This is a genomic window from Mycetocola reblochoni REB411 (genome assembly GCF_900163835.1).
GTDB lineage: Bacteria > Actinomycetota > Actinomycetes > Actinomycetales > Microbacteriaceae > Mycetocola_B > Mycetocola_B reblochoni.
Genome location: NZ_FUKR01000014.1, coordinates 1 through 25,772, shown reverse-complemented (window position 1 = coordinate 25,772; position 25,772 = coordinate 1). Strand labels below are relative to the sequence as shown.

Genomic DNA, 25,772 nt, shown 5'->3' with positions numbered 1-25,772 from the left:
GCCCAAGTTGACGGCCAAGTCGAGCCGCAATCCGTTACATGCTGGTGACACGGGCACCGGGCGTCGGCGCATCCGCGCAGCACCCCGACCCTGCAGTGCGCGGATGAGCAGACCGTCGCGGGGCCGGGTCTACGATGAGGCGGTGACCGAGCCGCATCGACCCCCCTCCTCCCCCACGCTCGATACGGCGCCGGCCGCGGTGAGGCGCCGGCTGGGGACGGAGACACTCATCGTGCTGACCCTCAGCCTGCTCGGGTCCTCCGCGTACGCGGTCCTGTCCCTCATCGACAAGCTCAGCTCCGGCACTCCGCTCGGCTCGCAGTCGGCGAGCATCAACCAGTCCACCGCGGAGCGCCCGTGGCTCGACGTGGCGCAGCAGCTGGTCGGCCTGACGGTCGCGCTCGCGCCCGTCGCGCTCGCGCTCTACCTGCTGACGCTCAGCTCACGGCGGCGCGGCTGGCAGGTCATCGGCCTGGACGCTCGCGGCGGGAGGCGGGACACGGCCAGAGCACTGCTTCTGCTCGCCGCCATCGGCGTTCCAGGGATCGCGTTCTATCTGCTCGGCCGCGCGATCGGCATCACCTCGGCGGTCGTCCCGACCCCGGAGACGATCGCGTGGTGGTCGATCCCGCTGCTCGTGCTCTCCGCCGTCCGCGCGGGGCTCGTGGAGGAGGTCATCGGCATTGGCTACCTCTACACCCGGCTGGGCGAGCTGGGTTGGCGCCCCTGGACGATCATCCTGTCCGCCGCCGTGATGCGGGGCAGCTACCACCTCTACCAGGGCATCGGACCGTTCCTCGGCAACGTGGTCATGGGCATCGTGTTCGGCTGGTGCTACCGGCGCTGGGGACGGGTGATGCCGCTCGTCCTGGCGCACACCGCGATCGACGTCATCGTGTTCCTCTGCTACCCCCTCGCGGTGCAGTGGTGGCCCGAGCTCCTGGTGCCGGAGCCCGTCGGGTCCTAGGCTGTGCGGCACGCGCACGACGCAGTGCGCCGCGCTGAACGCGCCGACTCGAAGGAGGAGGCCCATGGTCAACGACGACCCGCAAGCCCCCGAGAACACGACGGCCATCGACTACCAACGCGTGGAGGCCGACCCCCGGTTCCGCGATCTCCGGCGTCGCCACCGACGCTTCGTCTTTCCCCTGGCCGCGGCGTTCCTGCTCTGGTACTTCGCCTACGTCCTGCTGGCCGACTACGCCCACGAGCTGATGTCCACCCCCGTGATCGGCAGCATCAACCTCGGCGTCGTGCTCGGCCTCGGCCAGTTCGTCACGACGTTCGCGATCACCACGTGGTACGTCGGCTACGCCGGACGACGCCTCGACCCCGTGGCGACGGAGATCAGGGACGAACTCGACGCCAGGGCGGCCGCGAGCACGGACGGGGCGGCCTCGTGAGCGCCGCGGCGAGCGCCCTCGTGCCCGCGGCCGTGACCGCAGCCGGAACCGGCTCCGGCGACGCGGCGAACGTCGGCGAGCCGTGGCTCAACATCGCCATCTTCGGCGGCTTCGTCGCCATCACCCTGGTGATCGTGCTGCGGGCGAGCAGGAACAACCGGTCGGCGGCCGACTACTACGCGGCCGGGCGCTCCTTCACCGGGGGCCAGAACGGGACCGCCATCGCCGGCGACTACCTGTCGGCGGCGTCCTTCCTCGGCATCGTCGGGGCGATCGCGATCAACGGGTACGACGGGTTCCTGTACTCCGTCGGGTTCCTCGTGGCGTGGCTGGTGGCCCTGCTGCTGGTCGCCGAGCTGCTGCGCAACACCGGCAAGTTCACCATGGCCGACGTCCTCAGCTTCCGGCTGGCCCAGCGACCGGTCCGGATGGCGGCGGCGACGGGCACGCTCGCGGTCTGCTTCTTCTACCTGCTGGCCCAGATGGCCGGCGCCGGCGGGCTCGTGTCCCTGCTGCTCGGCATCAACGACCGGCTCGGGCAGTCCCTGGTCATCAGCATCGTCGGGGCACTCATGATCGTGTACGTCCTCATCGGGGGGATGAAGGGCACCACCTGGGTGCAGATCATCAAGGCGTGCCTGCTCATCGCCGGGGCAGGGGTCATGACCGTGTGGGTGCTCGCGCTGAACGGGTTCAACCTCTCCGAGCTGTTCGCCAGGGCGGCGGAGGCGGGCGGGGCGGAGCTGCTCGCCCCCGGCAACCAGTACGGCGTCAGCGAGGCGAGCAGGCTCGACTTCGTCTCGCTCGCCCTCGCCCTCGTGCTCGGGACGGCGGGACTGCCCCACGTGCTCATGCGCTTCTACACCGTTCCGACGGCGAAGGAGGCACGCCGGAGCGTGGTGTGGGCCATCTGGCTGATCGGCGTGTTCTACCTGTTCACCCTCGTCCTCGGCTACGGGGCCGCGTGGCTGATCCCGCGGGAGCAGATCCTCAGTTCCCCCGGAGGGGTCAACTCGGCCGCGCCCATCCTCGCCTTCGAGCTGGGCGGCCCGGTTCTGCTCGGCATCATCGCGGCGGTGGCCTTCGCGACGATCCTCGCCGTGGTCGCCGGCCTGACCATCACCGCGGCGGCCTCCTTCGCCCACGACGTGTACGCGAACGTGATCCGCAGGGGCAGGGTCGACCCGGACGGAGAGGTGAGGGTCGCGCGGATCACCGTCGTCGTCATCGGTGTGCTGGCGATCGTCGGCGGCATCGGCGTCCAGGGGCAGAACGTGGCGTTCCTCGTCGCCCTGGCCTTCGCCGTCGCGGCGAGCGCCAACCTGCCGACGATCCTGTACTCGCTGTACTGGCGGCGCTTCACGACGCGGGGTGCGCTGTGGAGCATGTACGGCGGCCTCGGCTCGGCCCTGGTGCTCATCGTGTTCTCCCCGGTCGTGTCGGGCGCGGAGACGTCGATGTTCCCCGATGCCGACGTCGCCTGGTTCCCGTTGTCGAACCCCGGCATCGTGTCGATCCCCCTCGGCTTCCTGCTCGGGATCCTCGGGAGCCTGAGCTCCCGGCGGGCGGAGGACCCGGCTCTCGCCGCGGAGATGCAGGTCCGGTCGCTGACCGGGCACGGCGCGGAGAAGGCCAGCGACCACTGACCGGCAGGGAGTGACCGCCGAGCCGTGAGACGTGAGCGCCGGGCGGCGCGGGCGGCGGCGGGGTGCGGGGTCGTCGGACGACGATCCGGCACCCCGCCGTCCGTGCGCACCCGCTCGTCGCGGGGCGCCGCTAGGCTCGATCTCTCCGAGGGGTGCGGCAGCCCCCGCACGAAAGCGAGCAGATGACCAGCACCTCCCCCCGCCCCGGCACCGACACGAGCGGCGCCGGCAGGACCCCGCGCACCGGCGACAGCGCCACGGTGCAGCTCGCCGTCTCCACGGTCATCTTCACCCTCCACCGAGCGGAGGCCGGCGAGGCCCCCCGGCTGTGGATCCCCCTGGTGCGCCGCATCCGCGAGCCGTTCAAGGGCCTGTGGGCGCTGCCGGGCGGTCCGCTCCTGCCCGACGAGGACCTCGCCAGCTCGGCCGCGCGGACGCTGGCCGCGACGACGGGCCTCAGCCCGAGGTACCTGGAGCAGCTCTACGCCTTCGGCGCGATCGACCGCTCCCCCGACGACCGCGTCGTGTCGATCGTGTACTGGGCGCTCGTCGGCCCGGACGAGGCGGTGCGGACCGCGGAGCGCGAGAACGTGCGCTGGGTCCCCGCCGACGCGCTCACGGGGCTCGCCTTCGACCACGACAGGATCGTCGCCTACGCGCTCTGGCGGCTGAGGTCGAAGCTCGAGTACAGCCAGGTCGCCCACGCGCTCGTGGGCGAGCTGTTCACCCTCGCGGAGCTCCGCTCGGTCTACGAGTCGATCCTCGGCAGCCCGCTCGACCCGGCGAACTTCCGCAGGCACGTGGAGGCCTCCGGCGTGATCGAGGCGACGGAGCAGTACCGCACCGGCGGCCGTCACCGCCCGGCTCGGCTGTACAGGACCAGACGCGACGTGCGGATGGCCGACGACGGTCCGCTCTCGGAGGGCCAGGGGCCGCGACCGTCGGGAAGCTAAGAATCGACAAAGAACACGGCACGGGATCCGCCGTGCTCCCAGCCGGGTTTCCTACCATGGAGCTATGCGCGCCACCCCCGTCAGCCCCCGAGCTCCCCGCGCGCCGAGGATCGTCCTCGGCGTCCTCAGCGCGGTCGCGGTCACGGTCGTCTTCATCGTCGCCGTCACCTCGGAGAGCGGGCAGCGCTGGGAGGACACCGCGCTGACCGCGGCCGACTACCCCGGCACCTGGTTCGGACTGCTGAACCTGGTCAGCATCCCGACCATCGCGGCCGTCAGCATCCTCGCCGTCGTCATCGCGCTGCTCCGCCGCCGGCCCGGCCTCGCCGCACGCGCGATCGTCATCGTCGGCGTCTCGACGCTCGCGGGGCAGCTGCTCAAGCACGGCCTGCTGGACCGGCCGGACATCTCCAGCGTCAGCGCCGACAACTCCTTCCCCAGCGGGCACACGATCGCCGTGGTGTCGCTGTGGTTCGCGCTCGCGACGGTGCTCCCGCCGCTCGGCCGCCGCCTCGTGCTGCTGGTGGCCGTGCCCTTCACCGCGGCCGTCTGCGCGCAGCTGATCGGGTACGGCTGGCACCGCCTGAGCGATGTGATCGGTGGCATCCTCATCGTCGTGACGGCCGCCGCGATCGCCGGAGCTCTCTGGCCCGACACCGCAGCAGACCGCACCGTCACCGCGGCGGACAGGGTACTGCGCGTCGCGCTGCAGGCGGTCGTGGCCGTCGCCGCCGTGCTCGCGCTCGTGCTGTTCCTCGTCTACCGCGGGGGCCAGGAGTACCAGGCGTCGTTGCTCCTGCTGTCGTGCCAGCTGCTGGCCGTGTCCGTGGCCGCGGCAGGGTTCCTGGTCACCTTCGTCCCCTGGCGCACACCGCGGACCCCTCCGCGCGCGCGGCCGGACGTCGCGTCCGCGCAGGACCCCGTGCTCAGCGGTCGGTGACGTCGAGGGGGCGCACCCGCACCAGCGATTCCTCGCCCGGCGTGGCCAGCGTGAGAACCGCCTCCTCGATCAGCGGAGAGAGCTCCAGGCGCCGCTCGAGCCCGCGGAGGCTGAGCGCCACCGACGACTCGACCTCGTTCCCCCTGATGTCGATCGCCGCGACGAGGAACACCCGCTCCGGACCCACGTACTCCACGTGGAGGTACGTCACCCTCTCGACCTCGTCCTGCCGCCTGAGCATGTCCAGCAGCCGCTGACGCTCCCGGATGGACGGCGACTGCCCGACGAGGAAGTCGCGGTTGCGTGAGATCAGGAACAGCGCCACCACCGCCAGCAGCACGCCGATCACGATCGAGCCGACCGCGTCGAACACGGCCTGCCCCGTGAGCTCGTGGGCGAGCATCGCGCCCGCGGCGATCAGGAGCCCCAGCAGCGCCGAGCCGTCCTCGATGAACACGGCCCTGAGCGTCGGGTTCGAGGTGCGGGCGATGAGGCGGAGCGGGTGCAGGCCCCTCGCCCTCCCCTGCCCCCGTGCCTGTGCGAGCGCCTGGACGAAGGAGGTGCCCTCGAGCAGCGCCGCGATGCCGAGGACGATGTACCCCGCGGTGTAGTCGACGTCGGTCTCCGCGGCACCCAGCTGGGAGATGCCGTGCATGATCGACACGACCGAGCCGGCGGTGAACACACCGATCGCCGCGAACATCGACCAGACGTAGCTCTCCCTGCCGTACCCCAGCGGGTGGCGCGCGTCGCGGCGGCGGGAGCCCTTGCGCTCGGCGACCAGGAGGAACACCTCGTTCCCCGCGTCCGCCCAGGAGTGCGCCGCCTCGGCGACGAGGGAGGCCGAGCCGGTCAGGGCGGCAACGAACGACTTGGCGATGGCGACGGCGACGTTGGCGGCGAAGGCGACGACCACCGTGGTCGTGCCGCCGGAACGCCTGCGCTCGGTGTGCCCGCTCGCCGCTCCCGGACGGCCGGGGGGACCGGCCGTCTCCTCCCGCGTGCCGCGCATCCGTCCGCCCGTCGCCGCGACGCCCCCGGGGGCGCGGTTAGGCGCTCTCGACGAGGCCGAGCTCGGCGAGCTTCGCCGAGAGCTCCCTGTCGCTCGGCTCGACCTGGTGCGTGTCGTCGGGGAAGACGACGACCGGGATGTTGGTCCGGCCGCTGATCGCCTGGGCCCGCGACGCCGCGGACTCGTCGGCGACGAGGTCGACGTACTCGTAGGCGACGCCGAGCCCGTCGAGGAGGGCCTTCGAGCGCAGGCAGTCGCGGCACCAGTCGGCGCCGTAAAGGGTGATGGCAGGGGATGCGGAGTCGGTCATGGGAACAGCGTAGCCCCGCGGCGACGCCACGGAGGTGGTCAGCGCGTGCCCGCGCCGAGCGGCACGTCGACCTGGCCGACCACGCCCGGCGCCAGCCGGTAGGGGCCCGCGACGATGAGGTCGCCGAGCAGGCGCCGCAGTCGCGAGATCTCGGCGCGCACCGCGACCGCGTGCTCGGCGGAGCCGTAGACCTGCTCCGACAGCTCGCGCGCGCTCGCCCCGGTGGCGGAGGTCATGATCAGCCCGAGCAGCTGCGCGTGGCGCGAGGACAGCTCGACCCGGTGCCTGGCGGTCGCCGACTCCAGCAGCACGGCCGCCCCGCCCTCGCCGGTCTGCAGACGGAGACGGATCTCCGCGGTCTGGCCCGCCTGCCCGTCCTCGGGGCGCAGGATCCAGCCGCCCCTCACCGGGATCGCCTCGACGTCGCCGACGCCGGGCACAAGCAGGGCGCCGCCCGTCGGCTCCGCGGGCAGCCGCACCCGGCGCAGCGTCCCGGGGACCGCGGCGTCCGCGATCCAGCCGTTCTCGTCGACGACGAGCCACTCGCCCCCGCTCGTCGCCGGGTGCGCCCACGACGACTGGCGAAGCACGTCCAGGTCGCGGCGGTGCCGTTCGCGCAGCTCCAGGTGCGCGGCGTGCGCGAGCAGCGAGGCGAGGCTGAGCGTGGCGGGATGCGCCTGCTCCGCGGCGACGGACACGTCGACAACGCCCATGAGGCCGCTCGTGCGGGGGTCGCGGATCGGAACGGCGGCACACGACCAGCCGTACTGGTTCATCAGGAAGTGCTCCCTGGCGTGGATCTGCACCGCCTGGCGGCTCACCAGTGCGGTCCCGATCGCGTTCGTGCCGACCTGGCGCTCCCCCCAGCCGGCCCCCACGGCGAACCCCAGCCGGTCGGCATTGTCCCTCAGGGTGCCGGACGACTCACGGTGCACCACGCGACCCCCCTCATCGGCGAGGACGAAGACGAGGACCTCGTCGTCGGTGAGAACGCCGAGGTGACGGTTCATCATCGGCACGAGCGACAGCAGCTCGCTCGCGCCGCGCCTGGCCTCGTCCGCGCCGTCGGCGGTGATCGAGGGCACGCGCCGGTCCGGCCGGATGCCCTGGCGACGCATGCGGTCCCACGACTGCTCGATCAGCTGCCGGCGCCGCGGGGGTGCGGCGGCCGACGGGACCGTGATCGTCATGAGCCTCCTCCTGCCCGCGAACCCGAGAGAGGGACGCGTACGACGCGCGCGCGGGCCGCCCACCAGTCTAGCCCGCGAGGGAGGGTTGCAGAAGGTTGCGAACGCCCGGTCCCGGCCGACTTTCCGCGGAAGCATGCATCACTCCGCCGGGGGCACTCGCACGCCGGGGGGACCGAGCCTAGGCTGGGTCCGATGCGGCAGACCCCACGCCGCCCGCAAGGAATCAAAGGAGTTCTCGCCATGACCACACCCAAGGTCGCACTCGTCACCGGAGCCGGACAGGGAATCGGACGCGGCATCGCCCTCGCCCTGGCCGCGGACGGACACGACATCGTCGTCGCCGATCTGGAGTTCCAGCGCGAGAAGGGTCTCGGCGTCGTCGCCGAGATCGAGGCGCTCGGCCGTCGTGCCATCTTCGTCAGCGCAGACGTGTCCAAGAAGGCCGACATCACCGCGGCCGTCGCCGCCGCGGAGGAGCAGCTCGGCGGGTTCGACGTCATCGTCAACAACGCCGGCATCGCCCAGGTGAAGCCCATCTCGGACATCACCGAGGAGGACCTCAACAAGATCTTCCAGATCAACGTCAACTCGGTCGTCTTCGGCATCCAGGCCGCGAGCGAGTCCTTCATCCGCCGCAGCGTGAAGGGCCGCATCATCTCCGCCGCGTCGATCGCCGCCATCAAGGGCTTCCCGATCCTCGGCGCGTACTCGGCGTCGAAGTTCGCCGTCCGCGGCCTGACCCAGGTCGCCGCGCAGGAGCTCGCTCCCAACGGCATCACGGTCAACGCCTACGGCCCCGGCATCGTCGGCACCGGCATGTGGGAGCTCATCGACAGCGAGCTGAGCAAGATCAACGGCAAGCCCCTCGGCCAGAACCTCAAGGAGAACGTCGACAGCATCGCCCTCGGCCGCATCGAGACGCCCGAGGACGTCGCCGGAGTCGTCAGCTTCTTCGCCTCCGACCGCGCGCAGTACGTGACCGGTCAGGTCCTGCTCGTCGACGGCGGGATGCTCTACAACTAGGGCGAGGTCACGGGCGACGGCGTCGCCCGGCAGGTTCCGGGGCGGTCAGTGCATGTGCGGTGCGCTGGCCGCCCCGGTGTTCGTCACGAGGGACGCGCGAGTCGCCCGCGCGCCGGACCGCTCCCGGGCGGGATCGCCCCACACCGCTCCGGCTCCGCGGCTCAGTGGGCGATGAGCACCTTGACGACCGACACCGCCGCCGCGACCGCCGCGAGGCTCACGCCGGCCAGGACGGTGCGGAGCGAGCTCGCCTCGCCGCGGAGCCGCTGGATGATGACGCCGGTCAACGCCAGTCGCACGATCACGTAGCCCTCGGCGACCAGCTGGGCGGCGAGCCCGGGCACGCCGGTCAGCCAGGCCAGGCCGAGCACAGCGGCCGGCAGCAGGCCCGAGGTCAGGACGGGCGCGGAGTCACGCAGCTCCGCCCGGATCTCCGGCCAGCCCAGACGATCGCTCCTGCGCGCCCTGCGACCGGCCGACTCGGCGAAGGCATGGGCGAGGAAGGTCGCGAACGACACCCCGAGCACGACGGCGAAGCTGCGCCCCTCCTCGGCCTCGGCACGGCTCAGCGGGAACAGGGTCGCCAGGACGACGATGTTGCCGTACACATAGGCGGTGATCCGACTCGCACTGTCCTCGACGTCGAGGGGACGACGATGCGGACGGCGGCGGCCCCGCTCTGCCGTCGTTCCGCTCGCATCCGGCGACTGTTCGATCACCGTTCAACGGTAGCGCGCGGAGCGGCTCGCGCGGACCACGGGTTGAGCGTAATGTCGCTACGTTCCCCCTCACGAGCACGGAAGGCGCCGTCGCGGCACACGCCATGAACAACAGCACAGAAACCCCTCCCCGTCCCGGCGGCGTCCGGCCGTTCCTCTCCGCGCTCCGCTCACGGCTCGGCCTCGGCCCGCGCACGCGACGGCTCAGGGTCGACGACGTCACGGTCGTCGACAAGCCGATGCTCCGCAAGGCCGTCGCCGGCACGGTCGTCGGCAACCTGATGGAGTGGTACGACATCGGCATCTACGGCTACCTCGCCGTCATCATGGGCCGCGTCTTCCTGTCCGACGCCGACGACGGTGTGCGCAACCTGTTCTCGCTCGGCGTGTTCGCCGTGACCTTCCTCGCCCGCCCCCTCGGGGGGATCATCCTCGGCCAGCTCGGCGACCGGATGGGCAGGCAGAAGGTCCTCGCCTTCACCCTGATCATGATGGCGGCATCGACCGTGCTCATCGGCGTCCTGCCCGGCTTCGCCACGATCGGCGCGTGGGCCCCGATCCTGCTCATCCTGCTCAAGCTCGTCCAGGGCTTCTCCACCGGAGGAGAGTACGCCGGGGCGACGACGTTCATCACCGAGTACGCCCCCGACCGGCGGCGCGGCTTCTACGCCAGCCTGCTCGACATGGGCAGCTTCTTCGGCTTCGCCTTCGGAGCGGCCGTCGTCTCGGTGCTGCAGCTCTGGGTCGGTCCGGACGCCATGGAGGGCTGGGCCTGGCGGCTGCCGTTCCTGCTCGCCGCGCCGCTGGGCCTGATCGCGATCTACTTCCGGATGAAGATCGAGGACACCCCCGCGTTCCAGGCCGCGCAGGAGCTCCAGGAGGCGCAGGACTCCACGGACGACCGGTCGAGCGACGGGGCGCCCCAGGGCGTCATCGGCCTCGTGCGGCTGTACTGGAAGGAGCTGCTGATCGCGATCGTCCTCGTCGCCGCGGCGAACACCGCCAGCTACGCGCTGACGACGTACATGCCGACCTACCTGACCGGGACCCTGCACTACGACGAGATCCACGGCACGCTCCTGACGTTGCCCGTGCTCGTCGGAATGGCGCTGTGCATCCCGCTGTCCGGCAAACTGTCCGACCGCTTCAGCCGGCGCCGGGTCCTGACCTTCGGCGCGATCAGCACCATCGTGCTCGCGATCCCCGCGTTCCTCCTGCTGACCCTCGGGCCGATCTGGTCGACGCTTCTGGGGCTGTCCCTGCTGGCGATCCCCGTTATCTTCTACATCGGCAACCTGGCGTCATCGCTGCCGGCGCTGTTCCCCACCGCCAGCCGCTACGGGGCGATGGGCCTGTCCTACAACGTCGCCGTCGCACTCTTCGGCGGCACCGCGCCGCTGATCCTCGAGGCCATCGTCCAGGCGACGGGCAACGACATCTCGCCGGCGTTCTACCTCATCGGCACCTCGGTGGCCGGCCTGATCGCGGTGTTCTTCATGACGGAGTCCGCCCGGCGCCCGCTGCCGGGCTCCATGCCCTCCGTCGAGACGCCGGAGGAGGCGCACGCGCTGGTCGCCACCCAGGACGAGAACGACGAGCTCGACGTCGAGAGCCTGCCCTTCCCCGAACAGGGCCGCTGACCCGGACGCCCCGTGTGGCCGGCCGGTGCCCGACGCATCGGCCGGCACCGTCCCCGACGCGCGGGCGACCCGGGTCTGCGCCGCAGATCGCCCGCTCAGGCCCCGCCGACCGCCTGGATCAGCCAGGACGCGTCGACCCGCTCCCCCGCCTCCAGCCGGACGACGTCGGTCCCCGATCCGAAGGCACCCGGCGGGCAGCTCATCGGCTCGACGGCGAGCGCCGTCCTGCTGAGCGCGGAGTCGGCCAGGTCGGCGGTGTGCACCTGGACCCAGGGCGAGCGCTCGTCCCACACGACCCGCGCCCCGCGTCCGTCCCGGGCGCGGACGACGACGACGAACCGTCCGTCCGCGTCCGGGGCCAGCCCGGTGTAGGCGTGGTCGATGCGCGTGGAGGCGACGACCCGCCCGCCACGGAAGTCGAGCCCGGCCGGATGGTCCTCGACCGCGACGAGCTCACCGGGGATCAGCCGGCCGGCCGACACGTCCTGGACGTGGGACGCGGGCAGCTCGAGCACCCAGTCGTCGACGTGCCGGCCGGGGGCGACCAGGTAGGGGTGCGCACCCCAGCCGACCGGCGCGGCCGAGGGGCCGGTGTTCTCCAGCTCCAGCTCGGTGTGCAGCCCCTCGTCGTCGAGGCGGTAGCGCACCACGGCGGCGATCCGGTGCGGGTACCCCTGCTGCGGCTCGATCACGGCCTGCAGGACGACGCCGTCGCCGGTGAACTCGCGCAGCCCGAAGTCGAGCCACGCGACCAGGCCGTGCAGCGCGTGCCCCCGGTCCGGCTCGGTGAGGCCGAGCTGCTGCTCGGAGCCGTCCCACGTGTAGCGGCCGTCGACCACGCGGTTCGGCCAGGGCGCGAGCAGGGCACCGCTGAACGCCGGTCGCACCTGCTCGGCCGCGAAGGAGCGCACCAGCTCCCTACCGCCGTAGCCCAGCCGGCGCACGGAGGCTCCGACGGACGCGATCGTCGCGGTGTACGGCCCCGACTCGATGTCGTACTGCCGTCCCGACAGCGGGGTACCTGTCATCTCTGCGCCTCTCTGCTGCAGGGGTGCGGTGGGATCTGTGGCCCGGGAAACCGTTCCGCTCCATGGCTACCACAGCGGGCTCCGACCGGTCCAGCGTGACTCCGTCGCCACCACCGGGCCGGGACCGGGGCACCGGGACCGGCGACCGGTTCCGGCGCCGCGCCGGGGCTGCCCTCGCCTGGAACCGCAGCAGCGGCAGTGGTAGCGTCCCTCCCCGACCGGGTCCCCGAGGGGACGAACGACGAGATCGCGGCTGGAGCCGCGTCAGCGAGGAGAACCGTGTCAGCGACCCCCGACACCAGCACCGGGCAGCACCGATCCCGCGGAGGCTTCTTCGGCCACCCCTGGGGGCTGGCGAACCTCGCCGGCATCGAGATGTGGGAGCGCTTCAGCTTCTACGGCATGCAGGGGCTCTTGGCGTTCTACATCTACTACTCGGTCACCGACGGAGGGCTCGGCATGTCCGAGGCGGCGGCGACCTCGATCGTCGGCGCCTACGGCGGGCTGGTGTACCTCTCGAGCGTGCTCGGAGGCTGGATCGCCGACCGGGTGCTCGGTGCGGAGCGCACCCTGCTGACCTCCGCCGTGGTCATCATGCTCGGCCACATCGCCCTCGCCGTGTTCCCCGGAGGCGTCGGCCTCGCCGTCGGGCTGGTGTGCGTCGCTCTGGGCGCCGGGTCGCTGAAGACCACCACCTCGACCGTGCTCGGCGACCTCTACGATCGTGGCGACGCCCGGCGTGACGCCGCCTTCTCGATCTACTACATGGGCGTCAACATCGGCGGCCTGATCGGTCCGCTGCTGACCAGCGCGATCTGGACGTGGCAGGGATTCCACTGGGGCTTCGGCCTCGCCGCGATCGGGATGGCGCTCGGACTCGTCCAGTACCTGGCGCTGCGCCGTCACACCGCCTCGCCCAGCAACCGCACCGCCCCCAACCCGCTGAGCCCGAGGGAGCGCCGGATCTGGCTGACCGTCGTCGTCGCGGCGCTCGTGGTGATCGGGATCTCCGTCGTCGCGGGGTGGCTGCGGGCGGAGAACCTCTCGACCGTCGTCGTCGCACTGACGGTGATCGCCGCCGTCAGCCTGTTCAGCGTGATCGGTTCCAGCAGCCGCATCACCGCCGACGAGCGGAGCAGGGTGCTCTCGTTCATCCCCCTCTTCGTCGCCTCAGCCGTGTTCTGGACGCTGTTCCAGCAGCAGTTCACCGTGCTGGCGATCTACGCCGACCAGCGCCTCAACCGCACCGTGTTCGGCGTGGAGCTCCCGCCGAGCGTGGTCACCTCGATCAACCCCGTGTTCATCATCGTCTTCGCCGGGGTCTTCGCCGCGCTGTGGACCCGGCTCGGGGCTCGACAGCCGTCGGCGCCGGTGAAGTTCGCGATGGGGACGGTCATCATGGGCATCGCCTTCCTCGCGTTCATCCCGTTCAGCGGGGGCGCGGACGGCTCGGTGCCGTTCCTGGCGATCGTGCTCATCCTGTTCCTGTTCACGATGGCGGAACTGTGCCTGTCCCCCGTCGGCCAGTCGCTGGCGACCAAGTTGTCGCCCGATGCCTTCCACTCGCAGATGGTGGCGCTGTACTTCCTGTCCATCGCTCTCGGCTCCGCCGCCGCGGGAACGCTGTCGGGGCTGTACGACACACGGAACGAGATGCCGTACTTCCTGCTCGTCGGGCTGGCATCGATCGCCGTCGGTGTGACGCTGTTCCTGCTGCGCACGCCCATCCTGCGGATGATGCGCGGGGTGCGCTGACGCCGCGCGTAGGCTGATGGCAGCGGGCAGGACGAGGGGCGGACGATGACGGGTGACTCACGCGAGCAGCGCCTCGTCGAGCGGCGGACGTCCGCGCGGGATCGCCTGGCGCGGCTCGAGCGTCAGTTGGACGCGCTCAGGGGCGCTCGCGGTGCGGAGAGCGACGACGACGAACACGACCCGGAGGGCGCACCGCTCTCGGCGGAGTGGTCGAGGCTGGAGGGGCTGCGGGCCTCGGCGGTCGACGAGCTCCGGGCGATCGACGACGCGGTCGAACGCGTCGCCACGGGTGCGGGTGCGCTCTGCCGAGTGTGCGGTCGGCCGATCCCCGCCGCCAGGCTCGAGGTCAGGCCGGAGGCGACGATGTGCGTCGACTGCGCCAGCCGGGCCGCGCACGGCTGAGCCGCGCGCCGTCACGGGCCCCCGCACGCGACTCAGCCCGGTGCCCCTCGCGCCCCTGACGGACCCGCCGGCTGTTGGCCGTCGCGGACGCCGAGGCGTAGGGTTGCCGCCGTATGCACACCTTCACCAAGCAGACCGTCGGACGCCCCGCCCAGTGGGAGGAGGCCGGGCTGCGCTGGCTGGCCGCCCAGAGCGCGGCGGGCGGTGCCACGGTCGTCAGGGTGCTGGGCCGCGACGACTCGGGACTCACCGAGGAGCGCATCGAGACGGCAAGCCCGAACCCGGCCGACGCGACCGCGTTCGGCGGTCAGCTGGCGATCACCCACCGCATCGAGGGTGCGCGCTGGGGCGAGGGCCCGGCGGGCTGGACCGGCCCCGGATACCAGGGACCGAACGAGCATCTGCTCGAGCTGCCCGTGCGAGCACACGAACGGTGGGGCCGGATGTACGCGGAGGACCGCGTCAGGCCGCTGCTCGCGGACAGCGGCATCCGCGGCTCCGGCCTGGACGCGCTGGAGCGGCTGTGCGGGCGACTCGAGCGGGGCGACTTCGACACCGACGACACCCCCGCGCGCCTGCACGGCGACCTCTGGTCGGGGAACCTGCTCTGGTCTCCGCTCGGCGTCGTGCTCATCGACCCGTCCGCGCACGTCGGCCACAGGGAGACCGACCTCGCCGCCCTCGCACTGTTCGGAACGCCGCACCTCGACCGGATCGTCGCCGGCTACGAGCGGGTGCAGCCGCTCGCCCCCGGGTGGCGCGACAGGGTCGAGCTGCACCAGCTGTCGATGGTCCTCATGCACGCGGTCGTCTTCGGAGGCTCCTACCGGGACCACGCCGCCGGTATCGCGCGACACTACACCTCGGGCTGACCCGAGCCGCGGCGGACCACCCCGCTTCTGACCCGCCCCTGCCGCGGCGGCGGGGACCCGTCGCCGTCAGTGCAGCGTCTCGTCGGCGGCTGTGCTCCGCCAGGCGTGCAGCGGGACGACGAGCCCGGCCCGTGTCGGTGCACACACGTACGGCCCCGCGGCGGCACGATGGCCGACGTCGAAGGGCACGACCCTGACCAGGCGCGGCTGCCCACCCGCGAGCCCGGCGCGGACCGTGAGCGCGTTACCCGAACGGCTGACCCTGACGAGCACCCGTCGCCCCGCCCACTCGGGCACGGGTGCGAGCGACCAGTCCGACATCCCGTCGGTCACCACCGCTCCGAGCTGGGGCGCGCCGTCGGAGAACTCGACGCCGGCCTTCAGCCAGTGCGTCGCACTCACGCGGACGAAGACGCCCGCCTGGTCGAACTGCTCGGCGAAGTCGGCGGAGAACTCCACCTCGACCGCCGTGCCGTCGGGGAACGGGGCGAGGAGTGCGTGCTCGCTGTCGTTGACGAAACCGTAGGAGGTTGTCCGCCACGCGTCGCTGCCGGCGACGGCGGTGACGAGCAAACTGCCCTCCCGCTCGACAGCAGAGGCGGGGGCGTGTGTCCAGCTTCCCGAGTTCCAGGGGATCGTCGTCGAGGCCATGCCCCATCTTTGCCCGCGCGCCGTCGCCGACGCAAACGGGACCGCCGGGCGCCGCGCGCGGTGCTGCCTCACCCGGGCGGTTCGGACTCCTCGAGGCCCGACGCTCCCCGTGCTCGGCGGCGGGGCGGGATGGTCATCGGCACGGGGAGCGTAACGTTGTCCTTGGCCACGGGGGCGGCCGGCTCCGGAGCGGAGCACCCCCTGACCGGATTGGTTCCGCGATGTCCGAACTGAACAGCATCGCACCCCGCTACCTCCGCCCCGGCGACCCCGGTTACGACGATGCCGTCCTCACGGCCGTCGGCGCCGGCACCCCGGCTCTCGTGGCCGTCCCTCAGACCGTCGAGCAGGTGGCCGACGCGGTCCGCCGGGCCGTGAGCGAGAGCCTCCCGGTCACCGTCAGGGGCGGCGGGCACAGCATGGCGGGCCTGACCCGTGCGGGCGAGGGGCTGCTCATCGACATGCGTGCACTGGACACCGTCGAGCGCGACGGCGATTCGACGCTCGTCCGGATCGGCGGCGGCGCCACCTGGGGTCCGGTCGCCCGTCGTCTGGGTGCGCTCGGCCTGGCTCTGACCGCTGGCGACACCGCGAGCGTCGGCGTCGGGGGTCTCACGCTCGGCGGCGGCATCGGCTGGATGGTGCGCCGCTTCGGCCTGGCGATCGACAGCCTGGTCGGGGCTCAGCTGGTCACGGCGGAGGGCGAGCTCGTCGAGACCTCGGAGTCGCGGCGACCCGAGCTGTTCTGGGCATTGCGCGGCGGGGGCGGCGGCTTCGGCGTCGTGACCCGCTTCGACTTCGTCGCGCACCCCGTCGACCGGGTCCGGTTCGGCACGGTGACGTTCGCCCTGCCGGACCCGGACGAGGCGATCCGGATCGTCCGCGCCTGGCAGGACGCCCAGTGCGACGCCGATGAGAGGCTGACGAGCGTCCTCTCGCTCCTCCCGGCGATGGGAGAGCAGCCGCCCCTGGCCATGCTCCAGCTGTGTGCCGTGGATGTAGACGACGACGGTGAGGCGGAGGCTCTGCTCGCGCCCCTGCTGCAGGTGGGCTCCCTGCTCGGCTCCGACGTCTCTGCGCGGCCGTACGCCGAGGTTCTCGTCGACGCGGAGCTCCCCGTCCCGAGCGCCGCGCAGCGCAACGTCCTGCTCGGCCGACTCGGCGAGCGGGAGCTCTCCGCCCTCCGCACCGCCGTGGAGACCGGCGAGCTGATGCTGTCGTTCAGGGCGCTCGGCGGGGCGTTCGCCCGTGTGGAGCCGGACGCGACGGCGTTCGCCTTCCGGGACGCGCAGTCGATGCTCGTGGTGACCCGCATGCTGGACGATGACACCGACGCGGTCACGGAGGACGAACGACTCCCCGGCTGGCGGGAGATCGCGGCCTGTGGCATCGGGGCCTACGCGAACTTCCTCGACACGGCTGACGCCGCCGACGCACGACGCTGCTTCCCCGCGGCGACGGCGCAGCGCCTCGCGGCCGTCAAGGCGGAGTACGACCCGACGGACGTGTTCTCCCACGTCATCGGCCGCGCCTGAGCGACGGGAGGGCAACGATCAGCGGCCGCCGGGGGCGGACAGGCCGCGGAGCACCGCGACGGCCCTGTCCGCGTCGGCGACCGGCACGAGCAGGTGGTCGTGGCGGTGGCCGGCGAGCACATTGCAGCTGATGCCCTCGACGGCGAGCGCGGTCGAGAACGCGGCGGTGAGCCCCACGGCCTCAAGCGACGAGTGCACCGTGAGGGTCAGCCACGAGAACCGGGGACCGGAGTCGAGACCGTGGGCGGCGGCGGCGTGCTCCGTGAGCACCAGGGTGGTGGACTCCTCCTCGACGACGACGGCCTCGGCAGACGCGATCGCCCCGCCGCCACCGTGTGGGGTCTCGGCGAAGACGTAGCGCGAGGGACGCACCGTCACGTCGAGCCGTCGAAGCATCTCGGACAACTCGGTCATCGCCTCGGTCATTCGGGGTCCTCCGTGACGGTCGTGCGGCCGGCGGGTGCGGTCGACATCAGGTATCCATCATGGCGCCGCCCGGCTCGTCCCACCCTCCGCCGCCCGGTTTGCATCCGCATCCGACGGCCGCGCGCCGTCGAGGAGCTCAGCCCTCGCGGATCGTCATCCGGGCGATGCGGTCGCCGTCGACGACGAAGGCGAAGCGCGACCGGCCGTTGGCGTGGGTGGAGCGCCAGTCGCCGGTCACGGTGACGGTGTCGTCGTCGACCGTGACCTCCTCGACGGTCAGCGTTCCGTGCGAGCCGATGAACTCGTGGTCGCTCCACGCAGCGATCGCGTCGCGGCCGGCGAACTCGCGGCCCCAGTCGTCGACGACGCCGTCGGGGGTGAAGGCGTCGAGGAAGGCCGTGGTGTCGTGCGCGTTGACGTCGGCGACGACCGTGCGGACGGGCTCGGGGATCTCGGGTGTCGTGCTCATGGTCGTGTCCTCCTGTGCAGGATCGATGCGGTGGTCGGTTGGGGCTAGCGGGTGGTGTAGCCGCCGTTGGCGAAGATCGTCTGGCCGGTGATCCACCAGCCGTCGGTGGCGAGGAAGCGCACGATCGGCGCGATGTCCTCGATCTTGGTGAGCTGGTCGCCCATTGCCTGGGAACGGTGGAAGGCGACGCGCTCCGGCGTCTCCTGCCCGTAGAAGAACGGCGTGTCCATCGGGCCGGGGGCCACGGCGGTCACGGAGATGCCACGCCAGGCGAACTCCTTGGCGGCCGCGCGGGTGAAGTGCTCGACGGGCGCCTTGCCACCGGCGTAGGTGGCATAGCCGTCGGTGAACGCCGCGAGCAGCGAGGTCACGATGGTGATGATCTTGCCCCCGTCGGCGAGGTGCCTGCCCGCCTCCTGGATGAAGAAGAACGCGGCCTTGGCGTTCACGTCGAACATCTGGTCGTACTCCTCCTCGCTCGTGTCGACGATGGGCGTGCGCAGCACCTTGCCGACCGTGTTGACGGCGACATCGATGGTCCCGAGGGCCTGTTCGGCGTCGGCGAAGAGTCGGGCGACGGCCGCGGGGGCCGTGAGGTCGCCGCTGAGGACGACGCCGCGCGAGCCGGCCGCCTCGACCGCGGCGAGGGTCTGCTCGGCGTCGGCCCTGCTGGAGGCCGAGTTGTAGTGGATCGCCACGTTGGCGCCGCCCTGGGCGGCCTGCCGGGCGATGAGTCCGCCGAGGTTCTTGGCTCCCCCGGCGATGAGGACGTTCTTTCCGTTGAGCGTGTGCTCGGTCATGAGCTGCCTCCATGTCGTTGATATGCGTTGTTGTAACGCTGATACATTCGATACTGTAGCACTATGACAGTCCAGCCCGAAGGCGCTACACGAGATCGGTTGATAGCCGCCGCCGCGGAGCTGATCGCGGCCTCCCCCGGGGAGGACTTCTCGCTCCGTGCGGTGTGCGATGCCGTCGGCGTGAAGATGCCGACGCTGTACCACTTCTTCGGCTCCAAGCAGGGCCTCGTCGACGCGGTCGTCGAGCGCGGCTTCGACCTGTACCTCGGCGAGAAGTCCGCGATGGAGTCCAGCGGCGACCCCGTCCAGGACATCCGCGCCGGGTGGGACGCGCACGTCGCCTTCGGCCTGGCACACCCCGGCTTCTACACGCTCATGTACGGGACCGTGCAGCCGGGACACTCCCCCGCGGCCCAGGCGCGGCCGAGCGAGATCCTCCGCGGACTGACCGCGCGCGCGGCCGAGCAGCACCGCCTCGTCGTCCCGTCCGAGCAGGCCGCCGCCCACATCCTCGTCACCAACATCGGCGTGACGCTGCGGCAGATCGTCCTCGCCGCGCCGGACCCCGAGCTCTCCGCCGCCGTCAGGGAGGGAGCCATCGCCGCCATCACCGGCACGGGGACGGGGCCGGTGACCGAGCGGAACGCCGCCGTCGCCGCGACGATCGAGCTGGCCGCCGCGAACCCCTCGGTCCTCGGCCCGACCCAGACCCAGCTGCTCGTCGAGTGGCTCACAGCACTGAACGATGCCCGACGCACGAGCTGACCGGGACCCGTCGCGCGGACACCGCGGCGCTGCCGCCGACGGGGTACACGAGGACGGGGCCCGCCTCGACGGCGCACGCGTGCACGGTGCGCACGAGGACAGGGGCGCCGCTCCGGCACCGGCCGCATCCGAGGACACGGTCAGGGCGCGCGAGGCGTACGGCGCCCGCGCCGCCGAGTACACCGAGCGCTTCGGCGGCATCGAGGCCGCCGCCGCGACGGACCGACGCCGCGTCCTGGAGTGGGCACGGGCGGTACACGGCCCGGTCCTCGACGTCGGCTGCGGCCCGGGCCAGTGGACGGCGTTCCTCGCCGAGCACGGCGTCGAGGCCGCAGGGATCGACCCGACGCCCGAGTTCGTCGCCGCCGCTCGACGGCTCCACCCGGGGATGAGGTACCGGCTCGGGCACGCCGAATCCCTCGCCGTCGCCGACGGGGCGCTCGGCGGTGTCCTCGCGTGGTACTCCCTCATCCACATCCGGCCGGAGCGGATCGACGACGTACTCCGCGAGTTCGCCCGCGCACTCCGGCCGGGCGGCGGGCTCGCGATCGGCTTCGTCGAGGCGCCCGTGGGTGCAGCCATCGACCACGCGGTGACGACCGCCTACGCCTGGCCCGTCCCCGAGCTGAGCGCGCGCGTCGAGCGGGCCGGCTTCACCGTGGTGTCCACCGAGCGGCGCACCGACCCCGGGGCACGCCCGCACGGCAGCCTCACGGCGATGCGCGGTGATCGGGGCGACCGTGGCGGACGAGGCGGACGAGGCGATCGAGGGCAACGGTGAACGCCTCCGGGGCGGGAACGATCAGCCGCGCCGTGGGCTTACCGCACCGCGCGCGGACGCCCCACACCCCCGCGCGTCAGTGTTCCGTCCCGAACCGGGCCGCCGCGGCCACCCCGCGGTCGAGATCCAGCTGGGGGAACCGGACGAGCGCCAGCAGCTGCTCCCTGGTGACGCCTGGTCCCGCCTCGACCGCCGCGGCGAGAGCGGCCGGATCGACGGCGCCGTAGTCGGTCGTATCGTCCTCGTCGGCGTACTCGTCCGCGAAGCCGATGCCGACGTGATCGGAGATGTAGTCGGACAGCTCCGCGTCGCCCACGGCGGGGACACGGAGGCGGGAGAAGCCGTCCTCGGTGCTGTACGGCGCGAGCCACCAGCGGCCGTCGATGTGGGCGTAGACGAAGCCGAGCTGACTGAGCCCCTGGGCACGCAGGGCGTCCCCCACCCAGCCGGGCATTCCCTCGAGAAGCACGGGCAGCTCGACGGGCGTCGAGTGGTCCCGATCGTTCCCGACCAGGACGGCATCGCCCGAGGGCACACGGATCAGCGTCGCCCAGCTGCCGCCGTGGTCGTCGTACAACCACAGCGGACCCTCGGCTCTGACCCGGTTGTCGATGTCGAGACTGTCCAGCGCGTAGACGGCTGCGGTGATCGCCCACCGGTGGCGAATGGAGTCGAGCGAGGGCAGATCGACGGGGAGAAGCATGCCGCGAGCCTAGCTGCCCGCGCCGCCCCTGCGTGAGGCGTGTGCGGGATGCGGTCGCCGGGGGCGTGAGCGCGCTGTCAGGGTTACACGTTGAAGCGGAACTCCACCACGTCGCCGTCCTGCATGACGTAGTCCTTGCCCTCCATGCGGGCCTTGCCCTTGGCGCGAGCCTCGGCGACGGAGCCGGTCGCGACCAGGTCGTCGAAGGAGATGACCTCGGCCTTGATGAAGCCGCGCTCGAAGTCGGTGTGGATGACGCCGGCGGCCTGCGGGGCCTTCGCGCCCTGCGGGATCGTCCAGGCGCGGGTCTCCTTCGGGCCGGCCGTCAGGTAGGTCTGCAGGCCGAGCGTGGCGAAGCCGATGCGGGCCAGCTGGTCGAGGCCCGACTCGGTCTGGCCGGTGGAGGCGAGCAGCTCCGCCGCGTCCTCCGGGTCCAGGTCGATGAGCTCCGACTCGACCTTCGCGTCGAGGAAGATCGCCTGCGCGGGCGCGACCAGGGCGGCCAGCTCGTCCAGCCTGGCTTGGTCGCCGAGCACCGACTCGTCGACGTTGAACACGTAGATGAACGGCTTCGCCGTCAGCAGGCCGAGCTCGCGGATCGGCTCCAGGTCGATGCTGCGAGCGGATAGCGGCACGCCCTCGTCGAGGATCGCCTTCGCCTCGAGCGCGGCGTCGAGGATCGCCTTGTCCATGCGCTTGCCCTTGACCTCCTTCTCGTAGCGGGGAAGGGCCCGGTCGATGGTCTCGAGGTCGGCGAGGATCAGCTCGGTGTTGATGGTGGCCATGTCGGCGGCCGGGTCGACCGCGCCGTCGACGTGCACCACGTCGCCGTCCTCGAAGCCGCGGACGACCTGGGCGATGGCGTCCGCCTCGCGGATGTTGGCCAGGAACTTGTTGCCCAGCCCCTCGCCCTCGCTCGCGCCGCGCACGATGCCGGCGATGTCGACGAAGGACACCGCGGCGGGCAGGATCTTCTCGCTGCCGAAGATCTCTGCGAGCGTCGCCAGGCGCGCGTCGGGCAGGTTGACGACGCCGACGTTGGGCTCGATGGTGGCGAACGGGTAGTTCGCCGCGAGCACCTGGTTCTTGGTCAGGGCGTTGAAGAGGGTCGACTTGCCGACGTTGGGGAGTCCGACGATTCCGATAGTAAGAGCCACGAGGCTCTATCGTACCGGGCCGGGGGCGTCGGGCCGACCGCCGTCCGGGCTTCCCGCCGCTCCGGGCCGGTCGGCCGTTCCCGGCACACCGCTCGCCCGCGGTCGCCGTCCGCTCAGCCAGACGCCGAGGAGGACCACGGCACCGCCGACGAGCTGCACCGGCTCCACCCCGATCCCGATGACGACGCCGATCACGACGGTGAACACGGGCAGCAGGTTGAGGTAGATGCCGCTGCGCCCCGCGCCGAGGGCACGCACGGCGACGTTCCACAGCACGAGCGAGAGCACGCTCGGGAACAGGCTGATGTAGGCCAGCCCCGTCCAGCCGGCGGGGCTCAGCACGAGGCCGCCGAGCTGCGGCAGCGCGAACGGGGCGAGCAGGACGACGGCGATCAGCGTCTGCACGGCGCTCGCGGTCACCGGCGGCGTCGCCAGGCGGCGGCCGCGGACCGTGTAGAGCGCCCAGCAGGCGACGGCCGCGATCATGGCGAGCTCGCCCAGGTGGTCGCCGCCCCCGGTCACGAAGGCGGCGGGGTCTCCCCTGGTCACCAGGAGCACGGTGCCGAGCAACGACACGAGCAGTCCGACGGCAAGGTGGCGTCCGGGTCGCTCGCGGAACAGCAGCGCGGCGGTCGCGGCGATGAGCACGGGGTTGACCGCGCTGATGAGCGCGGCGTTGACCGCCGTGGTGTGCTGCAGGGCGAGGTAGGTGAACAGGCAGAAGCCGATGAGCCCGAGCGCGGCCTGCACCAGGTGGGCCGGCCACTCGCGCAGGGCCAGGGCCCAGTCGGCCCGGCCCGGGCGGTCGAGCACGCAGGCGAGCAGCACGATCGGCACGAGCGCGAACAGCCAGCGCAGGAACGTCAGCAGCAGCGGGCTGGTCTCGGCGACGACGACCGCACCGAAGAGGAAGTTGCCCGCCCAGAACAGGTTGGCCAGCACGAGGAAGACGTAGTTCTTTCCCGTGCGCACTCCCCCATCGTAGGCCCGACGGCGGCCGCGTCGGTGTCGGTGGTGTCGGGCACAGTGGCGGCATGGACTCCGCTCTCGTGACCGTGCTCGTGTTCCTCGCCGGGATCTCCGTCGGCGCGCTCGGCTGCGTGCTGGCCCGCCGCGCCTGGGCACCCGCTCCCGCGGCGGGCGACACCGCGGAGCGGGAGCGCCTGCTCGGCGAGCGCGACGAGGCCAGGGCGGAGCTGTCCCGGCTCGGGGCCGAGCTGGCCAGGGCTGAGGCCATCGCCGATGCCACGGGCGACCAGCTCAGGGCCGAGCGCGAGCGCAGCGCCCAGATCCTCGCCGAGCACAGGGCGGAGCAGCGCGAGCGCGCCGAACGGCAGCAGCAGGAGAGCGCGGTGCTCGAGGCGCTGGCGCCCGTGCGCGAGTCGCTCGGCCGGATGCAGCAGCGGGTCGAGTCTATGGAGTCGCAGCGGCAGGAGCAGTTCGGTCAGATCAGCGCCCAGCTCGCCGAGGCCCGGAGCACGGACGAGCGGCTGCGCAGCACGACCGAGTCTCTCGCCGGGGCGCTGCGCTCCACCACGACCAGGGGCGTCTGGGGCGAGACGCAGCTGCGCCGGGTGGTGGAGCTGGCGGGGCTGCTGCCCCACGTCGACTTCTCGACCCAGCAGAGCATGACCTCGGAGCACGGCGCCGCGCGACCCGACATGGTCGTCTCCCTCCCCGGCGGCAACTCGATCGCGGTCGACGCGAAGGTCCCGCTGGACCGCTACCTGGAGGCGAGCGCCATCCCCGCCACGGCGACCGGTGCGGAGGCCGCCAGGCGCGAGGCGCTGCTGGCCGCGCACGTGAAGGCCGTCAGGGCGCACGTCGACGCGCTGGCGAAGAAGCGCTACTGGACGGGCCTGGACTCCAGCCCCGAGTTCGTCATCGCCTTCGTGCCCAGCGAGTCGCTGCTGTCGGCCGCGCTCGACGCGGACCCGTCCCTGCTCGACTACGCCTTCGGGCGGCGAGTGGCGCTGGCCTCGCCGGTCAACCTCTGGGCCGTCCTCAAGACGGTCGCCGTCACCTGGCAGCAGCAGGCGGTGTCGGAGGAGGCGCACACCCTGTTCGAGCTCGGCAACACGCTGTACCAGCGCCTCGGCGTCCTCGCCGGCCATGCGGACGCGCTGCGGCGCTCCATCGAGTCGACCGTCAAGAACTACAACGCCTTCGCCTCCTCGCTGGAGTCGCGCGTGCTCGTGACCGCACGCAGGTTCCCCGGCGTCGACCAGAGCGCGCTCATCGCGGAGCCTTCCACCGTGGTCGACCCCGTCCGTCGGCTGTCCGCCGCGGAGTTCGACGACGCGGGGAGCATGGACACGGACGCACGCCCAGAGAAACAGCGACGCCCTCCCCGAGGGGAGGGCGTCGGCGAGGCCTCAGCGCGGTTCGGGCGCTAGAGCCACTTCTCGACCAGGTGGTCGCCGACCACGCGGCGGATCGTGCCCGACTTCGAGCGGAGCACGATGCTCTCTGTGCGGATCAGGTGCCCGTTGCGCTGGACTCCGTCGACGAGCTCGCCGTGGGTGACGCCCGTGGCCACGAAGTAGGTGTTGTCGCCCTTGACCAGGTCGCCCGCGTGCAGGACACGGTCCAGGTCGTGGCCGGCGGCGATCGCCTTGTCGCGCTCCTGGTCGTCCTTCGGCGAGAGCACGCCCTGGATGACACCGCCGAGCGCCTTCACCGCGCACGCCGTGATGATGCCCTCGGGCGTGCCGCCGATCCCGACGCACATGTCGATGCGCGAGTCGTAGCGGGCCGCGTTGATGCCGCCGGCAACGTCGCCGTCGAGCAGCAGCCGCGTCCCCGCACCCGCGGCGCGGATCTCCTCGATGAGCTGCGCGTGACGGGGGCGGTCGAGGACGGCGATGCGCATCGCCTCGATCTCCTTGCCCTTCGCCTTCGCCAGCGCCCGGATGTTGTCACCGATGGGACGCGAGATATCGACGACCCCCTCGCCCTCGGGACCGCAGACGAGCTTGTTCATGTAGAACACGGCCGAGGGGTCGAACATGCTGCCCCTGTCGGAGGCGGCGATGACGGACAGGGCGTCCTGGCGTCCGGCGGCCGTCAGGCTCGTTCCGTCGATCGGGTCGACGGCGATGTCGCAGGCGGGCCCCCGGCCGTTGCCGACGTGCTCGCCGTTGTAGAGCATGGGGGCGGCGTCCTTCTCGCCCTCACCGATCACGACGAGGCCGTCGAAGTTGACGGTGCCGAGGAAGGCACGCATCGCGTCGACCGCGGCGCCGTCGGCGGCGTTCTTGTCACCGCGTCCGATGAACGGGGTGGCCCGGATCGCCGCGGCCTCGGTCGCCCGCACGAGCTCCATCGCCAGGTTGCGGTCGGGACGCAGGGACAGCGTCGCGGTATCAGTACTGATCACAGTGTTCCTTGACTCTCGGGGTGGCCCGCTCCCCGGTGGAGGGCGCCGTCAGACCCTGATTCAGTCTAGCCCGCCGCACAGCACCGCCGCCGTGGCGAAGTGTTACGTCGTGCGACACCCGACGACGCGTCGACCCGACCGATCGCCGTACGCTCGAACGACGACGGGAATGATCCAGGGGACCAGGGGGGAGCGCGCGAGCGCTCGTCTGAG

At 72.0% G+C, this 25,772-nt stretch carries 27 protein-coding genes; 14 read left to right on the top strand and 13 right to left on the bottom strand.

The window, feature by feature from the left end:
• Positions 1 to 142: 142 nt before the first annotated feature.
• From FM119_RS02375 to FM119_RS02355, 5 genes are all read left to right on the top strand, one after another.
• Positions 143 to 967, top strand: a complete 825-nt coding sequence (locus FM119_RS02375; RefSeq protein WP_245827204.1) for a CPBP family intramembrane glutamic endopeptidase — start codon at positions 143 to 145, stop codon at positions 965 to 967.
• A 64-nt stretch (positions 968 to 1,031) separates the two neighbouring features.
• The gene (locus tag FM119_RS02370) at positions 1,032 to 1,403 is read left to right on the top strand and encodes a DUF485 domain-containing protein (RefSeq protein WP_087136097.1); all 372 of its coding nucleotides are present in this window, start codon (positions 1,032 to 1,034) and stop codon (positions 1,401 to 1,403) included.
• A 32-nt stretch (positions 1,404 to 1,435) separates the two neighbouring features.
• Entirely contained in the window at positions 1,436 to 3,049 is a 1,614-nt protein-coding gene (locus tag FM119_RS02365) for a solute symporter family protein (protein ID WP_218778711.1), read from the top strand.
• Positions 3,050 to 3,231: 182 nt separating this feature from the next.
• Positions 3,232 to 4,002 carry an NUDIX hydrolase gene (locus tag FM119_RS02360; RefSeq protein ID WP_087136095.1) on the top strand — a complete coding sequence of 257 codons (771 nt, stop codon included), beginning with the start codon at positions 3,232 to 3,234 and terminating at the stop codon, positions 4,000 to 4,002.
• Between the two features lie 64 nt (positions 4,003 to 4,066).
• Positions 4,067 to 4,942: a phosphatase PAP2 family protein gene (locus FM119_RS02355; RefSeq protein WP_087136094.1), complete on the top strand. Its 876-nt coding sequence runs from the start codon at positions 4,067 to 4,069 to the stop codon at positions 4,940 to 4,942.
• Here FM119_RS02355 and FM119_RS02350 read toward each other — a convergent pair.
• From FM119_RS02350 to FM119_RS02340, 3 genes are read right to left on the bottom strand one after another with little or no spacing between them, the layout of a single operon-like run.
• Positions 4,929 to 5,954: a cation diffusion facilitator family transporter gene (locus FM119_RS02350; protein WP_087136093.1), complete on the bottom strand. Its 1,026-nt coding sequence runs from the start codon at positions 5,952 to 5,954 to the stop codon at positions 4,929 to 4,931. The genes FM119_RS02355 and FM119_RS02350 overlap by 14 nt on opposite strands.
• A 37-nt stretch (positions 5,955 to 5,991) precedes the next feature.
• On the bottom strand, positions 5,992 to 6,264 hold the full coding sequence (locus tag FM119_RS02345) for a glutaredoxin family protein (RefSeq protein ID WP_087136092.1): 273 nt from the start codon (positions 6,262 to 6,264) through the stop codon (positions 5,992 to 5,994).
• Between the two features lie 38 nt (positions 6,265 to 6,302).
• Positions 6,303 to 7,454 (bottom strand): sigma-54-dependent transcriptional regulator family protein, encoded by a 1,152-nt coding sequence (locus FM119_RS02340; RefSeq protein WP_179205160.1) that lies wholly within the window; start codon positions 7,452 to 7,454, stop codon positions 6,303 to 6,305.
• Positions 7,455 to 7,694: 240 nt separating this feature from the next.
• Between FM119_RS02340 and FM119_RS02335 the strand changes: the two genes are divergently transcribed.
• The gene (locus FM119_RS02335) at positions 7,695 to 8,477 is read left to right on the top strand and encodes an acetoin reductase (RefSeq protein WP_087136090.1); all 783 of its coding nucleotides are present in this window, start codon (positions 7,695 to 7,697) and stop codon (positions 8,475 to 8,477) included.
• 161 nt (positions 8,478 to 8,638) lie between these two features.
• Here FM119_RS02335 and FM119_RS02330 read toward each other — a convergent pair whose 3' ends face one another.
• Positions 8,639 to 9,196 (bottom strand): hypothetical protein, encoded by a 558-nt coding sequence (locus FM119_RS02330; RefSeq protein ID WP_245827203.1) that lies wholly within the window; start codon positions 9,194 to 9,196, stop codon positions 8,639 to 8,641.
• Between the two features lie 104 nt (positions 9,197 to 9,300).
• On the opposite strand from FM119_RS02330, the gene FM119_RS02325 reads away from it, so the two are divergent.
• The gene (locus tag FM119_RS02325) at positions 9,301 to 10,836 is read left to right on the top strand and encodes an MFS transporter (protein WP_087136089.1); all 1,536 of its coding nucleotides are present in this window, start codon (positions 9,301 to 9,303) and stop codon (positions 10,834 to 10,836) included.
• 95 nt (positions 10,837 to 10,931) lie between these two features.
• Here the strand turns inward: FM119_RS02325 and FM119_RS02320 are convergent, their stop codons facing one another.
• Positions 10,932 to 11,864 carry an aldose 1-epimerase family protein gene (locus FM119_RS02320; protein ID WP_087136088.1) on the bottom strand — a complete coding sequence of 311 codons (933 nt, stop codon included), beginning with the start codon at positions 11,862 to 11,864 and terminating at the stop codon, positions 10,932 to 10,934.
• A 279-nt stretch (positions 11,865 to 12,143) separates the two neighbouring features.
• Here FM119_RS02320 and FM119_RS02315 point away from each other — a divergent pair, with 279 nt between their 5' ends.
• The 3 genes from FM119_RS02315 to FM119_RS02305 all read left to right on the top strand — a co-directional run bounded on the left by FM119_RS02315 (position 12,144) and on the right by FM119_RS02305 (position 14,893).
• Positions 12,144 to 13,619 carry a peptide MFS transporter gene (locus tag FM119_RS02315; RefSeq protein ID WP_087136087.1) on the top strand — a complete coding sequence of 492 codons (1,476 nt, stop codon included), beginning with the start codon at positions 12,144 to 12,146 and terminating at the stop codon, positions 13,617 to 13,619.
• 45 nt (positions 13,620 to 13,664) lie between these two features.
• The gene (locus tag FM119_RS02310; RefSeq protein WP_087136086.1) at positions 13,665 to 14,021 is read left to right on the top strand and encodes a TraR/DksA family transcriptional regulator; all 357 of its coding nucleotides are present in this window, start codon (positions 13,665 to 13,667) and stop codon (positions 14,019 to 14,021) included.
• Between the two features lie 113 nt (positions 14,022 to 14,134).
• A complete protein-coding gene (locus tag FM119_RS02305; RefSeq protein WP_087136085.1) occupies positions 14,135 to 14,893 on the top strand; it encodes a fructosamine kinase family protein in 759 nt (252 codons plus the stop codon).
• 66 nt (positions 14,894 to 14,959) lie between these two features.
• Here FM119_RS02305 and FM119_RS02300 read toward each other — a convergent pair whose 3' ends face one another.
• Complete coding sequence (locus tag FM119_RS02300) at positions 14,960 to 15,544, bottom strand: DUF1349 domain-containing protein (protein WP_087136084.1); 585 nt, start codon at positions 15,542 to 15,544, stop codon at positions 14,960 to 14,962.
• 221 nt (positions 15,545 to 15,765) lie between these two features.
• On the opposite strand from FM119_RS02300, the gene FM119_RS02295 reads away from it, so the two are divergent.
• Complete coding sequence (locus FM119_RS02295; protein WP_087136083.1) at positions 15,766 to 17,079, top strand: FAD-binding oxidoreductase; 1,314 nt, start codon at positions 15,766 to 15,768, stop codon at positions 17,077 to 17,079.
• A gap of 18 nt (positions 17,080 to 17,097) precedes the next feature.
• On the opposite strand, the gene FM119_RS02290 is transcribed toward FM119_RS02295, so the two are convergent.
• The 3 genes from FM119_RS02290 to FM119_RS02280 form a co-directional block, all read right to left on the bottom strand.
• The gene (locus tag FM119_RS02290) at positions 17,098 to 17,493 is read right to left on the bottom strand and encodes an ACT domain-containing protein (protein ID WP_218778710.1); all 396 of its coding nucleotides are present in this window, start codon (positions 17,491 to 17,493) and stop codon (positions 17,098 to 17,100) included.
• Positions 17,494 to 17,641: 148 nt separating this feature from the next.
• A complete protein-coding gene (locus FM119_RS02285) occupies positions 17,642 to 17,974 on the bottom strand; it encodes a nuclear transport factor 2 family protein (protein ID WP_087136081.1) in 333 nt (110 codons plus the stop codon).
• A 44-nt stretch (positions 17,975 to 18,018) separates the two neighbouring features.
• Positions 18,019 to 18,774 carry an SDR family oxidoreductase gene (locus tag FM119_RS02280; RefSeq protein WP_087136080.1) on the bottom strand — a complete coding sequence of 252 codons (756 nt, stop codon included), beginning with the start codon at positions 18,772 to 18,774 and terminating at the stop codon, positions 18,019 to 18,021.
• 63 nt (positions 18,775 to 18,837) lie between these two features.
• Between FM119_RS02280 and FM119_RS02275 the strand changes: the two genes are divergently transcribed.
• Positions 18,838 to 19,539, top strand: a complete 702-nt coding sequence (locus FM119_RS02275; protein WP_087136079.1) for a TetR/AcrR family transcriptional regulator — start codon at positions 18,838 to 18,840, stop codon at positions 19,537 to 19,539.
• Complete coding sequence (locus FM119_RS02270; protein WP_087136078.1) at positions 19,520 to 20,320, top strand: class I SAM-dependent methyltransferase; 801 nt, start codon at positions 19,520 to 19,522, stop codon at positions 20,318 to 20,320. The genes FM119_RS02275 and FM119_RS02270 overlap by 20 nt, the downstream gene beginning before the upstream one ends.
• Positions 20,321 to 20,396: 76 nt before the next feature.
• Here FM119_RS02270 and FM119_RS02265 read toward each other — a convergent pair whose 3' ends face one another.
• From FM119_RS02265 to FM119_RS02255, 3 genes are all read right to left on the bottom strand, one after another.
• A complete protein-coding gene (locus FM119_RS02265; protein WP_087136077.1) occupies positions 20,397 to 21,023 on the bottom strand; it encodes a hypothetical protein in 627 nt (208 codons plus the stop codon).
• Positions 21,024 to 21,106: 83 nt separating this feature from the next.
• Positions 21,107 to 22,180, bottom strand: a complete 1,074-nt coding sequence (gene ychF, locus FM119_RS02260) for a redox-regulated ATPase YchF (RefSeq protein WP_087136076.1) — start codon at positions 22,178 to 22,180, stop codon at positions 21,107 to 21,109.
• A 6-nt stretch (positions 22,181 to 22,186) separates the two neighbouring features.
• Positions 22,187 to 23,152: a DMT family transporter gene (locus FM119_RS02255; RefSeq protein WP_121657512.1), complete on the bottom strand. Its 966-nt coding sequence runs from the start codon at positions 23,150 to 23,152 to the stop codon at positions 22,187 to 22,189.
• 62 nt (positions 23,153 to 23,214) lie between these two features.
• On the opposite strand from FM119_RS02255, the gene FM119_RS02250 reads away from it, so the two are divergent.
• Positions 23,215 to 24,576, top strand: a complete 1,362-nt coding sequence (locus FM119_RS02250; RefSeq protein WP_087136074.1) for a DNA recombination protein RmuC — start codon at positions 23,215 to 23,217, stop codon at positions 24,574 to 24,576.
• Here the strand turns inward: FM119_RS02250 and glpX are convergent.
• On the bottom strand, positions 24,573 to 25,505 hold the full coding sequence (glpX, locus tag FM119_RS02245; protein WP_087136108.1) for a class II fructose-bisphosphatase: 933 nt from the start codon (positions 25,503 to 25,505) through the stop codon (positions 24,573 to 24,575). The genes FM119_RS02250 and glpX overlap by 4 nt on opposite strands.
• Positions 25,506 to 25,772 lie beyond the last annotated feature (267 nt).

What these genes read in the sequence shown, in the direction of transcription:
- FM119_RS02350 (WP_087136093.1), bottom strand. Translation starts at nt 5,954, where the DNA reads ATGCGCGGCACGCGGGAGGAGACGGCCGGTCCCCCCGGCCGTCCGGGA.
- FM119_RS02250 (WP_087136074.1), top strand. Translation starts at nt 23,215, where the DNA reads ATGGACTCCGCTCTCGTGACCGTGCTCGTGTTCCTCGCCGGGATCTCC.
- FM119_RS02265 (WP_087136077.1), bottom strand. Translation starts at nt 21,023, where the DNA reads ATGCTTCTCCCCGTCGATCTGCCCTCGCTCGACTCCATTCGCCACCGG.
- FM119_RS02275 (WP_087136079.1), top strand. Translation starts at nt 18,838, where the DNA reads ATGACAGTCCAGCCCGAAGGCGCTACACGAGATCGGTTGATAGCCGCC.
- FM119_RS02355 (WP_087136094.1), top strand. Translation starts at nt 4,067, where the DNA reads ATGCGCGCCACCCCCGTCAGCCCCCGAGCTCCCCGCGCGCCGAGGATC.
- FM119_RS02305 (WP_087136085.1), top strand. Translation starts at nt 14,135, where the DNA reads ATGCACACCTTCACCAAGCAGACCGTCGGACGCCCCGCCCAGTGGGAG.
- FM119_RS02320 (WP_087136088.1), bottom strand. Translation starts at nt 11,864, where the DNA reads ATGACAGGTACCCCGCTGTCGGGACGGCAGTACGACATCGAGTCGGGG.
- FM119_RS02310 (WP_087136086.1), top strand. Translation starts at nt 13,665, where the DNA reads ATGACGGGTGACTCACGCGAGCAGCGCCTCGTCGAGCGGCGGACGTCC.
- FM119_RS02285 (WP_087136081.1), bottom strand. Translation starts at nt 17,974, where the DNA reads ATGAGCACGACACCCGAGATCCCCGAGCCCGTCCGCACGGTCGTCGCC.
- FM119_RS02290 (WP_218778710.1), bottom strand. Translation starts at nt 17,493, where the DNA reads ATGACCGAGTTGTCCGAGATGCTTCGACGGCTCGACGTGACGGTGCGT.
- FM119_RS02370 (WP_087136097.1), top strand. Translation starts at nt 1,032, where the DNA reads ATGGTCAACGACGACCCGCAAGCCCCCGAGAACACGACGGCCATCGAC.
- FM119_RS02270 (WP_087136078.1), top strand. Translation starts at nt 19,520, where the DNA reads ATGCCCGACGCACGAGCTGACCGGGACCCGTCGCGCGGACACCGCGGC.
- FM119_RS02345 (WP_087136092.1), bottom strand. Translation starts at nt 6,264, where the DNA reads ATGACCGACTCCGCATCCCCTGCCATCACCCTTTACGGCGCCGACTGG.
- FM119_RS02325 (WP_087136089.1), top strand. Translation starts at nt 9,301, where the DNA reads ATGAACAACAGCACAGAAACCCCTCCCCGTCCCGGCGGCGTCCGGCCG.
- FM119_RS02360 (WP_087136095.1), top strand. Translation starts at nt 3,232, where the DNA reads ATGACCAGCACCTCCCCCCGCCCCGGCACCGACACGAGCGGCGCCGGC.
- FM119_RS02280 (WP_087136080.1), bottom strand. Translation starts at nt 18,774, where the DNA reads ATGACCGAGCACACGCTCAACGGAAAGAACGTCCTCATCGCCGGGGGA.
- FM119_RS02300 (WP_087136084.1), bottom strand. Translation starts at nt 15,544, where the DNA reads ATGGCCTCGACGACGATCCCCTGGAACTCGGGAAGCTGGACACACGCC.
- FM119_RS02295 (WP_087136083.1), top strand. Translation starts at nt 15,766, where the DNA reads ATGTCCGAACTGAACAGCATCGCACCCCGCTACCTCCGCCCCGGCGAC.
- glpX (WP_087136108.1), bottom strand. Translation starts at nt 25,505, where the DNA reads ATGGAGCTCGTGCGGGCGACCGAGGCCGCGGCGATCCGGGCCACCCCG.
- FM119_RS02340 (WP_179205160.1), bottom strand. Translation starts at nt 7,454, where the DNA reads ATGACGATCACGGTCCCGTCGGCCGCCGCACCCCCGCGGCGCCGGCAG.
- FM119_RS02335 (WP_087136090.1), top strand. Translation starts at nt 7,695, where the DNA reads ATGACCACACCCAAGGTCGCACTCGTCACCGGAGCCGGACAGGGAATC.